Here is an 11,044-nt window from a genome sequence, read left to right as displayed (position 1 = left end):
CCGATGCACAGGAAGTGCCCTACTCCGCGCTGACGGGCCGCATCGAGTGCAGCATCCAGAGAGCCGTCGTGGGCGGCAAGGTCGAGGCGATCAAGGTGACAATGGGAATCTACGAGCATAAAAGGGCTGCAACTTACATCGTATGAGTGGGACGGTCGGACTTGAGGGCTCCGACCAAATGGGGGCAGATGCACAGAGTCTAGGCGCAGACGATCACTTCTGGGTAGGCAAGGACGCCCATTGCACCAGCAGCGCTTCCAGCAACAGCACCCGGTTCAGGTTCGCCTTGCTCATCACTTTCTGGCGCTGGGTGAGGATCCAGTCCTGAATACCGAGGACTTTGTCCTGACTGGTTTTCTGCGCGAGGTACTGAACCACCTTGCGCATGTCTGCCAGCCCCAGGCCTTCTTCATCCTGAGTCAGTTGATAACGCAGAATCAGGCTCGACCAGTCACAAAACCAGTCGAACAACAGCAACAACGGAATCGCATTCCAGCCTTCGGCCAGTTGCGTCGGCGATTGTTGCTGCTTGAGCAACTTCTTCACCCCTTCGACCACCAGCGCCCGCTGCTCGCGCACGCCCTGGGCTTGCAAGGTGACCGCCGCCAGTGGCGAACCGGCGGCCAGGGTTAGCAGTTCGATGCGTTCTTCCTCCGTGCAATCCGGCAAGGCTTTGGCCAGCCACGCAAGGCTCATCGCTTTGCTCGGCAACGGACAGGCTTGCTGGACGCAGCGGCTTTTGATGGTCGGCAGCAGACGACTGGTCTGGTGGCTGACCAACAGCAAAACAGTATCACCCGACGGCTCTTCAAGGCTTTTAAGCAAGGCGTTGGCGGCGTTGACGTTCATCGACTCGACCGGTTCGATCAACACCACTTTGCGACCGCCCATCTGCGAGGTCTGCACCACGAAGCTGACCAGATCGCGCACCTGATCGACTTTGATCGCCTTGTCGGCTTCTTCGGGCTCCAGGATGTAATTGTCGGGATGGCTGCCCGCCTTGAGCAACAGGCAGGATTTGCATTCACCGCACGCGTCCTGCGCGGTCGGACGCTGGCACAGCAGACTGGCCATTAACCGCTCGGCCAGCGCACGCTTGCCGATCCCGGCCGGGCCATGCAGCAGATAGGCGTGGGCGTGTTGCTTACGGCCGGCCAACTGCTGCCAGAGACTGTCCTGCCACGGATAGGCTTCAGCCACGTGTCAACTCCAGCAGACGCGGCAACAGAACGTCCAGAGACTGCTGAACCTGCGCCAGCGGCTGGGCCGCATCGACCAGCACATATCGCGCAGGGTCCGCTTCAGCGCGTTTGAGAAATGCACTGCGCACCGCATCAAAAAAGATTCGGCCTTCGAGTTCGAAACGATCCAGTCGACCGCGAGCGCTGGCACGAGCCAGGCCCACTTCCACTGGCAGGTCGAAGATCAGCGTCAGGTCCGGGTGCAGATCGCCCTGGACGAAAGCCTCCAGAGTCGCGATGCGCTCCATCGACAAACCGCGACCGCCGCCCTGATAGGCGTAGGTCGAATCCGTAAAGCGATCACACAAAACTACCGCACCACGGGCCAACGCCGGCCGAATCACTTCGGCCAGATGTTGGGCGCGGGCGGCGAAAACCAGCAGCAGTTCGGTGTCGGGATTCATGACTTCATCAGCCGGTGCCAGCAGCACCTCGCGAATCCGCTCTGCCAATGGCGTACCGCCCGGCTCGCGAGTCAGGACCACTTCGATACCGGCAGCGCGCAGGCGCTCGGCCAAGTACTCGCGATTGGTGCTTTTGCCGGCACCTTCCGGGCCTTCCAGGGTAATAAACAAGCCAGTCACGGGCAGTCCTTAGTCAGAATTATTGCGGGCCTTGCGGAGCGACCGCATTCGGCGCGGGCTCAGGTGCAGACTCAGGTGTCAGCGTCGGTTCCGGTGCCGGTTCAGGCGCCGCTTCAGGAGCCGGTTCAGGTGTCAGCGCAGGAGCCGCTTCAAGTATCGGTTCAGAAGCCGGTTCCTGTGGGGCCACCGATGGCAAAGCCTCGGGATCGGAATTCGGCGAAGCCGCTGGAATCGGCGCTTCGGTATCGAGCGTTTCGCCATTCATCATCTGTGATGCAGGGATCGGTGCCGGGCTGGAGCGATAATCGGCACGACGCCTGATCTGATACTCGCGCACAGCGTTGTTGTGGGCATCCAGATCATCGGAGAACACATGGCTGCCATCGCCGCGCGCGACGAAATACAGACTGTTGCCGGCGACCGGGTTCAACGCAGCATGGATGGCTTCGCGACCGACCATGGCAATCGGCGTCGGCGGCAGGCCCGATATCATATAAGTGTTATACGGGGTCGGTTCGCGGAGGTGGGCGCGGGTCAATCTACCGCTGTAGCGATCACCAAGACCGTAGATCACCGTCGGGTCAGTCTGCAGCAACATGCCGATCGCCATACGTCGAACGAAGACGCCAGCAATCTGCCCACGCTCCTGTGGCACGCCGGTTTCCTTTTCCACCAGCGAGGCCATGATCAGCGCCTGATAGGGTTCGGTATAGGGCACATCCGCAGCGCGCTGACTCCACTCTTTGGCGAGCACTTCGTCGAGGCGGTCATAGGCTTTTTTCAGCAGGTCGACGTCAGTCATGCCACGCACAAACCGATAGGTGTCGGGAAAGAAACGACCTTCGGGAAAGATCCCGCGGTGCCCGAGCTTCTCCATTACCTGACTGTCACTTAACCCGTCGAGGGTCTGCTCGAGTTTTTCGTCTTTGGCCAGAGCTGCGCGCACCTGACGGAAATTCCAGCCTTCGACCAGGGTCAGGCTGTATTGAACCATTTCGCCACGTTTCCACAGTTCGATCAGCCCCTCAACCGTCATGCCTGGAACCATGCGGTACTCGCCGCTGTGCAGAGGTTGCTTGGGAAGATTGAAGCGCCAGTAAACGCGCAACCAAAACGCATCCTTGATGATGCCTTTGGCTTCGAGTCGATAAAGGGTGCGGGTTGGCGTCGTGCCCTTGGGCACTTCCAGCAGTTCTTCTTGGGTGATGTTCAGCGGCTGTTCCAGCGCCGAATGAATTTTCCAGGCTGAAGCGCCCAGACACAGCCCCGCCAGAACCAATCCGGTTTCCAGCAGCAGCAAGAATTTACGTCTCACGTATCAAGCATCCAGTAGCGCGCGGGCAATGGTTTGGAGTTTACGGGTGAGCGGCCCAACCGGCCAGCTAAGAGCAGCATAGGCGCGCACCGGCCAAACGCCATACACGCTGTTGCAGACAAAGACTTCATCCGCCCATTGCAGTTGATCGAGGCTGATGTCGGTGATTTGCGTAGGAATCCCCGACGACTCGGCTTGAAACAATAATTCGCCGCGCATCACGCCAGCCACACCACAACGTTTTAAATCGGCGGTGATCAACATCCCATCGCGCACCAGGAACAGGTTACTGAACACGCCTTCGATCACGCGACCGGCCTGATCCAGCATCAAGCCTTCGGCGTGTTCGGTGTCCTGCCATTCGGCACGGGCAATCACTTGCTCAAGACGGTTCAGGTGTTTGAGGCCGGCGAGCAAGGGCTGGTTAGAAAGTCGCGTGATACAGGGGAAGAGACGAACGCCCTGCTCTGCATGAACTGCCGGATAAGCAGCAGGAGGGTTGCCTTGCAGGATGCGTCGGGCTTGCGCCGCAGGATCAGGAGCATAACCGCGCAAGCTGTCGCCGCGCGTGAGAATGAGCTTGAGCACCCCCTCGCCGAGCGCTGCCGCGTAGGCCAACAGTTCGCTGCGGATCAGCTCGTGATCGACAGCGATTGCCAGGCGCGTACAGCCTTGCGCCAGACGCGACAGATGCCGGTCCAGCAACAGTGGCTGCCCACCACGCACGGCAATGGTCTCGAACAGACCATCACCGTAAGCCAGGCCGCGATCTTTCAGCGACAGAGCGTCAGCCGGCTGACCGTCGACCCAGCTGTCCATCATTCAGCGAACCGGCGGAACACCAGCGAGCCGTTGGTACCGCCAAAACCAAAGGAGTTGGAGAGCACCACGTCGATGTCCATGTTGCGCGCCGTGTGCGGCACGAAATCAAGGTCGCAGCCTTCGTCAGGCTCATCGAGGTTGATGGTCGGCGGCGCTACCTGGCTGTTGATCGCCAGCACGCTGAAGATTGCCTCGACCGCGCCCGCTGCGCCCAGCAAGTGACCCGTCATGGACTTGGTCGAACTGACGGCCAGCTTGTAGGCGTGATCGCCAAACACCGACTTGATCGCGCAGGCTTCGGCAAGGTCGCCGGCCGAGGTCGAGGTGCCGTGGGCGTTGATGTATTGAACCTGATCAACGTTGATCTTGGCATCGCGCAGGGCGTTGGTGATGCAACGTGCAGCACCTGCACCGTCTGCCGGTGGCGAGGTCATGTGGTATGCATCGCCAMTGGTGCCGAAACCGATCAGCTCGGCATAGATAGTGGCGCCACGCGCCTTGGCGTGTTCCAACTCTTCAAGCACCAGAGCACCGGCACCGTCGGACAATACAAAGCCATCACGGCCTTTGTCCCAAGGACGACTGGCACGGGTCGGTTCATCATTGCGGGTCGACAGTGCGCGGGCGGCACCAAAGCCACCCATACCCAGACCACACGCGGCCATTTCGGCGCCACCGGCAATCATCACGTCGGCTTCGTCGTACATGATGTTGCGGGCGGCCATGCCGATGCAGTGCGTACCGGTGGTACACGCAGTGGCGATGGCATAGTTAGGTCCCTGTGCACCCAAGTGGATGGACAGGAAACCGGAAATCATATTGATGATCGAGCCGGGCACGAAAAACGGCGAGATCCGCCGTGGGCCGGTTTCATGCAAAGTGCGGCTGGTTTCTTCGATATTGGTCAGACCGCCAATACCCGAACCCATCGCCACGCCGATACGCTCACGGTTGGCGTCAGTGACTTCCAGACCGGCGTTGCGTACAGCCTGAAAACCTGCGGCCAGACCGTATTGAATAAACAGGTCGAGCTTGCGAGCTTCCTTGACCGAGAGGTATTCCTCGACATTGAAGCCCTTTACCGAGCCGCCAAAACGGGTGGAATAGGCAGAAAGGTCGGTGTGTTCGATCAGACCAATGCCACTGCGGCCAGCCAGAATGCCCTGCCAACTGCTCGGCACATCCGTGCCCAGTGGCGACAACATACCCATACCGGTGACTACGACGCGTCTACGCGACACAGCACTCTCCTTTTTTTTCAAATGACGACTTTGCATCATGCCTAAAGAAAAAACCGCACGCCGTGATGGCAGTGCGGTTTTTCCATGACAGCAAGCAACGATTACAAGCTATTAAGCCTGGTGGTTAGTAACGTAATCGATTGCGGCTTGTACAGTAGTGATCTTCTCAGCTTCTTCGTCAGGGATTTCGGTCTCGAATTCCTCTTCCAGAGCCATCACCAGCTCAACGGTGTCAAGGGAGTCGGCACCCAGGTCTTCAACGAAGGAAGCAGTGTTGACCACTTCTTCTTCTTTAACGCCCAGTTGCTCAGCAACGATTTTCTTGACGCGCTCTTCGATGGTGCTCATACCTTGTTTTCACTCCTAATGGACAAATTCAGGCAGCTGGCCAGTGGGTAAGTGTATAGAAAGACTTTTCAGCTTTTCAACTGAAAGCTTCACTCCTCAAACCCGACAGCCCTCTGCCTATAAATAGATTGCAGCTTTATAACGGATTTTAGACAGCTCGTATGACATTTTTTTGAAGCGATCCGTCACATTTAACTCATGTACATCCCGCCGTTCACCGGGATTGTAGCCCCAGTAACGTAAGCCGCACCGTCGGATGCAAGAAAAGCGACCACCGAAGCGATCTCTTGAGCTTGCCCCAGACGGCCCAGCGGAATCTGCGTCTGCAAGGCTTCACGCTGTGCCTCGGGCAGTTCGCGGGTCATATCGGTGTCGATGAACCCAGGGGCCACCGAGTTTACCGTAATCGAACGCGAACCGACTTCACGCGCCAGTGCGCGACTGAAACCTTCCAGGCCGGCCTTGGCGGCAGCGTAGTTTACTTGGCCTGCGTTGCCCATGGCACCCACAACCGAGCCAATACTGATAATTCGTCCCCAACGGGCTTTGGTCATACCGCGCAAAACGCCCTTGGACAGGCGGAACAGACTGTTCAGGTTGGTATCGACAACGTCATGCCATTCGTCGTCTTTCATACGMATCATCAGGTTATCGCGGGTGATACCGGCATTGTTGACCAGAATCGCCGGGGCACCGAATTGCGCTGTGATGCTCGCCAGTACTGCAGCAACGGATTCGTCGCTGGTGACATTGAGCTCAAGCCCGGCGCCTTCAATACCGTTTTCCTTCAGGGTTGCGCCGATGCGCTCGGCACCGGAAGCGGTGGTCGCGGTGCCAATCACGATGGCACCCTGACGACCCAGTTCCAGGGCGATGGCCTGGCCGATACCGCGGCTTGCGCCGGTGACCAGTGCAACTTTACCTTGCAGACTCATGCAGGTTTCTCCTGATTCAGGCCAGCGCTGCACGGGCGGCAGCGAAAGCGTCTGGGGTATTGAGGTTGGATGTCGATACGCCTTCGGCGCAGCGCTTGTTCAAACCGGCCAGCACTTTGCCGGGACCGCATTCGACCAGCTGGGTCGCGCCCTTGGCGGCCAGCGCCTGGACCGATTCAACCCAGCGCACAGGCTTGTAGAGCTGCTCAAGCAGATCACGCTTGAGGGTCTCCAGATCAGCCGGCACATTGGCGCTGACGTTCTGTACAACAGGAATCTGCGGTGTTTGCCAGTCGATAGCAGCGATGGACTCGGCAAAACGCTCGGCCGCCGGGCGCATCAGCTCGCAGTGCGACGGCACGCTGACCGGCAACGGCATGGCGCGCTTGGCACCACGGGCCTTGCAGCCTTCGATGGCGCGCTCGACCGCAGCCTTGGCACCGGCGATCACCACTTGGCCCGGGGAGTTGAAGTTCACCGCGCTGACCACTTCGCCTTGCGCCGCTTCGGCACAGGCGGCCAGCACGTCAGCATCGTCCAGACCGAGAATGGCGGCCATGCCACCCTGCCCGGCCGGAACGGCTTCCTGCATCAACTGACCACGGCGTTCAACCAGTTTGACCGCGTCGCCCAGACTCAGGCTGCCCGCAGCAACCAGCGCGCTGTACTCGCCCAGGCTGTGACCGGCAACGTAAGCCGGACGCGCACCGCCTTCGGCCAGCCACAGACGCCACAAGGCGATCGAGGCAGTCAGAATGGCCGGCTGGGTTTTATCGGTTTGATTGAGCTGTTCTTCCGGCCCTTGCTGGGTCAGTGCCCACAGGTCGTAACCCAGAGCATCGGAAGCTTCTTTGAATGTTTCGAGGACAATCGGATGTTGCGCGCCCAGCTCGGCCAGCATGCCGAGGGACTGCGAACCCTGTCCTGGAAAGACGAATGCGAGGGAAGCAGACATGTAACAAGCCCCTAATGATCTTGTCGTCGGAGAATTGATGTCCCAAGTGGGGGACACAAGAAACTGACAGTTGGATGGCCAATTGAACCAAGCGGTCACATTTAAGCATTGTCCGACGAAAACACCTAAAGCAACAAATCCTCCAGACGACCGTGAATCCGCTCCGGCAGGTTTTCCTGAATCTCGATCAACGCGCGGGAAATCGCGCTTTGAAACCCCTGAACCCCGGCCGAACCATGGCTTTTCACCACAATCCCTTGCAAACCGAGGAAGCTGGCGCCGTTATGTCGCGCAGGCGCGAGCTCAGCCTGAAGACGCTTCATCAATGGCAACGCCAGGGCACCGACCATTTTTGACGCGAGGTTTTTCTTGAACAAGGCTTCGATGCGCCCGGCAATCATGGTCGCCAGCCCCTCGCTCGACTTGAGCAGGATATTGCCGACAAAGCCGTCACACACCACCACATCCGCCTCGCCACGGTACAAACCGTCACCTTCGACAAATCCGATGTAATTGATTCCACGAGCCGCCTGTAACAAGGTGGCCGCCAGCTTGACCTGTTGATTGCCCTTGATGTCTTCGGTACCGATGTTCAGCAGCGCGACACGCGGGCGAACAATACCAAGCGTCTCAGCCGCGACTGAGCCCATGATTGCGAACTGCAACAGGTGCTCGGCGCTGCAATCGACGTTGGCGCCCAGATCCAGTAACTGGCAATAGCCCTTTTGCGTCGGAATCGCCGCCACCATTGCCGGACGATCAATGCCCGGCAAGGTCTTGAGCACAAACCGCGACAGCGCCATCAGCGCGCCGGTATTGCCGGCACTGACGCAGGCCTGGGCCTTGCCGTCGCGCAACAACTCGAGCGCCACGCGCATCGACGAGTCGGGCTTGCCGCGTAAAGCCTGTGCAGGCTTTTCGTCCATGGTGATGACTTCAGACGCAGGCGCAATCGACAGGCGCGAGCGATCCACAGCCGATTGGCCAGAGAGCAATTCTTCAAGAAGGGAGGGTTGACCGACGAGGGTCAGGTGCAACGAGGGTGTAGCAGACAGGCAAGCGAGACTGGCCTGAACAATGCTGCGGGGACCGAAGTCCCCGCCCATTGCGTCAATCGCGATGACTTGAGCAGACAAGTGATTACTCGTCAGCGCCCTTGTCGATCACTTTACGGCCACGGTATACGCCTTCTGGCGATACGTGGTGACGCAGGTGAATTTCACCGGTGGTTTTTTCTACAGACAGAGTGCTTGCCGTCAGGGCGTCGTGCGAACGACGCATGTCACGGGCAGAGCGGGATTTTTTGTTCTGCTGAACAGCCATAATTGATTAACTCCTAAACGTTTGGGTCACGCTTTAACTGCGCCAATACACTGAACGGGTTGGACCGCGTTACCTCGTCCTCGCTCGGTTCGGGCTCATCGAGACCCGCCGGCTGCTGGCATTCTTCCGGATGATGAGCAGGCACAATGGGCAAGGCGAGCAGAAGCTCCTCCTCGATCAGTGACTGCAGATCCAAAGGATCTTCGCCCAGTTCCAGCACGTCATAACCTTTCGGCAACGACTGGGTATTCGCACCCTCCTTCACCACAGCATAACTGCATTCGCTATGGATCGGCAGGGTGACCAGCTCAAGACAACGCTGGCAAACCATTTTGACCTCGGTGTCGATAAAGCTGTGGATGACCACAGATTTACGTTCATCTCGTTCAAAAACGAATTTAGCCTGCACCGTACCGACAGTGTCGGAAAGCGGGTCGCAGAGTCTCTCCAAATCGGCCAGCAGCATTTCACCTTGAAGGGTGGTGCCACGATCAGCCAATTTGCGCGGGTCAACGTGAGGTGGAATCGGGTCATTCAACATAGGCGCAGCATTATAGGGATGCCCCCAGCCATGTCAAAGGAAATTCAGCCCTGTCCGTCACTTGCAAGCCTCCGCTAGAATTCACGCCTGACTTTTGGAGTTGCGCATGCTGCCATTATTACTCGCTTCAAGCTCGGTGTATCGCCGGAAATTGCTGGCCCGCTTGCAGCTGCCGTTCACCTGCAGCTCGCCGGATATCGACGAAAGCCATCGACCGGGCGAGCCGGCCGTCGAACTGGTCAAACGCCTCGCCAAAGAAAAAGCCCAAGCACTTGCGGGCAACCATACCGCCCATCTGATCATCGGCTCCGACCAGGTCGCGGTACTCGGCGACAGGATTATCGGCAAGCCCCACACCTTCGAAAAAGCTCGCGAACAACTGCTGGCCTCCAGCGGTGCCAGCGTAACCTTCCTCACCGGCCTGGCGCTACTCAACAGCCAGACCGGCGACTGCCAGGTTGAATGCGTGCCGTTCACTGTACACATGCGCACACTCGACCAGGCACGCATTGAACGCTACCTGCGCGCCGAACAGCCCTACGACTGCGCTGGCAGCTTCAAAGCTGAAGGTTTGGGGGTGAGCCTGTTTCAAAGCACGGAAGGCCCTGACGCCACCAGCCTGATCGGCCTGCCACTGATCCGCCTGATCGATATGCTGCTGGTCGAAGGCGTGCAAATCCCCTAAGCGCAAAAAACCGGCCACGAAGGCCGGTTTTTTTATGCAGCCATGGATCAGCGCATCGATGGACCGTGGAAGCCCATCCACATCGCCAACTGCTCCGCCACGCTGGCGCCCAGCTTTTTCGAGAAGCGATCGAACGGCGATTCCTGAACGGTGAAATCCACCAGTTCTTTCTCACCAATTACGTCCCGGGCCACGGAACTGGCGCTACCCAGGCCATCAATCAAACCGAGTGGCAGCGCTTGCTCACCGTTCCAGACCAGACCAGAGAACAACTCAGGATGTTCTTTGTCCTTGAGGCGGTCGCCACGTCCCTTTTTCACGCTGTTGATGAACTGCTGGTGCGTTGTGTCCAGAACGCCCTGCCAGAATTGAGTCTCCTCAGGCTTCTGCGGCTGGAACGGATCAAGGAACGATTTGTGCTCACCCGAGTTATAGGTGCGACGCTCGACACCCAACTTCTCCATGGTGCCGACAAAGCCGTAGCCAGCTGCCGTCACACCAATGGAACCCACCAGGCTCGCCTTGTCGGCGTAGATCTGATCCGCCGCACTGGCAATGTAATAAGCACCGGAAGCGCCCAGATCGGAGATCACCGCATACACCTTGGTGTCCGGATGCAGGCCGCGCAGACGGACGATTTCGTCATAGACGTAACCCGACTGCACCGGACTGCCGCCCGGGCTGTTAATGCGCAGGATGACGCCTTTGACTTTCTCGTCCTCGAAGGCTGCGCGCAGACTGCCGACGATGTTGTCAGCACTGGCCGGCTCCTTGTCGGCGATCATGCCCGTCACATCGATCAATGCCGTGTAGTTGGAGYTGCTGGTCGCACTCTTTTCAATGTCCATCAGCGGCGTAAACAGGATCAGCGCGACAACCAGGTACACGAAAGTCAGCAACTTGAAGAAAATCCCCCAGCGACGCGACCGGCGCTGCTCCTGCACACTGGCCAGCAGGGTCTTTTCCAACAGCTTCCAGCTTTTTTCGTCACCGCTCTCTGCGCTCGCCTTGGCGGGCGCTTTCCATTCGTCGGTCATGACTCTACCCCAGCAAA

13 protein-coding genes and 1 pseudogene are annotated in these 11,044 nt (G+C 58.7%); 1 reads left to right on the top strand and 13 read right to left on the bottom strand.

From position 1 onward, the window contains the following. The 12 genes and pseudogenes from AC1DRJ_RS05025 to AC1DRJ_RS04970 form a co-directional block, all read right to left on the bottom strand. Positions 1–119, bottom strand: a pseudogene (locus AC1DRJ_RS05025) (hydrolase TatD); the annotation flags it as partial. Between the two features lie 94 nt (positions 120–213). Further along, positions 214–1,200, bottom strand: coding sequence for a DNA polymerase III subunit delta' (locus AC1DRJ_RS05020; RefSeq protein ID WP_477801122.1), 987 nt, complete (start codon positions 1,198–1,200; stop codon positions 214–216). Next, the gene (tmk, locus tag AC1DRJ_RS05015) at positions 1,193–1,825 is read right to left on the bottom strand and encodes a dTMP kinase (RefSeq protein WP_477801121.1); all 633 of its coding nucleotides are present in this window, start codon (positions 1,823–1,825) and stop codon (positions 1,193–1,195) included. The genes AC1DRJ_RS05020 and tmk overlap by 8 nt, the downstream gene beginning before the upstream one ends. Before the next feature lie 19 nt (positions 1,826–1,844). Further along, positions 1,845–3,140, bottom strand: coding sequence for an endolytic transglycosylase MltG (mltG, locus tag AC1DRJ_RS05010; protein ID WP_477801120.1), 1,296 nt, complete (start codon positions 3,138–3,140; stop codon positions 1,845–1,847). 3 nt (positions 3,141–3,143) lie between these two features. Next, a complete protein-coding gene (gene pabC, locus AC1DRJ_RS05005) occupies positions 3,144–3,959 on the bottom strand; it encodes an aminodeoxychorismate lyase (protein ID WP_477801123.1) in 816 nt (271 codons plus the stop codon). Then, on the bottom strand, positions 3,959–5,203 hold the full coding sequence (gene fabF / locus AC1DRJ_RS05000; RefSeq protein ID WP_477801119.1) for a beta-ketoacyl-ACP synthase II: 1,245 nt from the start codon (positions 5,201–5,203) through the stop codon (positions 3,959–3,961). Before fabF ends, pabC begins: the two co-directional genes overlap by 1 nt. Positions 5,204–5,314: 111 nt before the next feature. Next, complete coding sequence (acpP, locus tag AC1DRJ_RS04995; protein WP_003442511.1) at positions 5,315–5,551, bottom strand: acyl carrier protein; 237 nt, start codon at positions 5,549–5,551, stop codon at positions 5,315–5,317. 191 nt (positions 5,552–5,742) lie between these two features. After that, positions 5,743–6,486, bottom strand: a complete 744-nt coding sequence (fabG, locus tag AC1DRJ_RS04990) for a 3-oxoacyl-ACP reductase FabG (RefSeq protein WP_477801118.1) — start codon at positions 6,484–6,486, stop codon at positions 5,743–5,745. Between the two features lie 16 nt (positions 6,487–6,502). Then, positions 6,503–7,441: an ACP S-malonyltransferase gene (gene fabD / locus AC1DRJ_RS04985; protein ID WP_477801117.1), complete on the bottom strand. Its 939-nt coding sequence runs from the start codon at positions 7,439–7,441 to the stop codon at positions 6,503–6,505. 125 nt (positions 7,442–7,566) lie between these two features. Continuing rightward, positions 7,567–8,577 (bottom strand): phosphate acyltransferase PlsX, encoded by a 1,011-nt coding sequence (gene plsX / locus AC1DRJ_RS04980; protein WP_477801116.1) that lies wholly within the window; start codon positions 8,575–8,577, stop codon positions 7,567–7,569. 4 nt (positions 8,578–8,581) lie between these two features. After that, positions 8,582–8,764: a 50S ribosomal protein L32 gene (gene rpmF / locus AC1DRJ_RS04975; RefSeq protein ID WP_008152339.1), complete on the bottom strand. Its 183-nt coding sequence runs from the start codon at positions 8,762–8,764 to the stop codon at positions 8,582–8,584. A gap of 13 nt (positions 8,765–8,777) precedes the next feature. Continuing rightward, on the bottom strand, positions 8,778–9,305 hold the full coding sequence (locus AC1DRJ_RS04970; RefSeq protein ID WP_008152342.1) for a YceD family protein: 528 nt from the start codon (positions 9,303–9,305) through the stop codon (positions 8,778–8,780). Between the two features lie 106 nt (positions 9,306–9,411). Here AC1DRJ_RS04970 and AC1DRJ_RS04965 point away from each other — a divergent pair, with 106 nt between their 5' ends. Continuing rightward, entirely contained in the window at positions 9,412–9,990 is a 579-nt protein-coding gene (locus AC1DRJ_RS04965) for a Maf family protein (RefSeq protein ID WP_477801115.1), read from the top strand. Between the two features lie 47 nt (positions 9,991–10,037). Here the strand turns inward: AC1DRJ_RS04965 and sppA are convergent, their stop codons facing one another. Beyond that, a complete protein-coding gene (gene sppA / locus AC1DRJ_RS04960; protein WP_477801114.1) occupies positions 10,038–11,027 on the bottom strand; it encodes a signal peptide peptidase SppA in 990 nt (329 codons plus the stop codon). Between the last annotated feature and the right edge of the window lie 17 nt (positions 11,028–11,044).

It is taken from the genome of Pseudomonas sp. P5_B2 (assembly GCF_056400445.1).
The sequence above is the reverse complement of the archived record's forward strand: the minus strand, read 5'-3'. Positions and strand labels throughout refer to the sequence as shown.

What these genes read in the sequence shown, in the direction of transcription:
- pabC (WP_477801123.1), bottom strand. Translation starts at nt 3,959, where the DNA reads ATGGACAGCTGGGTCGACGGTCAGCCGGCTGACGCTCTGTCGCTGAAA.
- AC1DRJ_RS04965 (WP_477801115.1), top strand. Translation starts at nt 9,412, where the DNA reads ATGCTGCCATTATTACTCGCTTCAAGCTCGGTGTATCGCCGGAAATTG.
- rpmF (WP_008152339.1), bottom strand. Translation starts at nt 8,764, where the DNA reads ATGGCTGTTCAGCAGAACAAAAAATCCCGCTCTGCCCGTGACATGCGT.
- fabD (WP_477801117.1), bottom strand. Translation starts at nt 7,441, where the DNA reads ATGTCTGCTTCCCTCGCATTCGTCTTTCCAGGACAGGGTTCGCAGTCC.
- AC1DRJ_RS04970 (WP_008152342.1), bottom strand. Translation starts at nt 9,305, where the DNA reads ATGTTGAATGACCCGATTCCACCTCACGTTGACCCGCGCAAATTGGCT.
- acpP (WP_003442511.1), bottom strand. Translation starts at nt 5,551, where the DNA reads ATGAGCACCATCGAAGAGCGCGTCAAGAAAATCGTTGCTGAGCAACTG.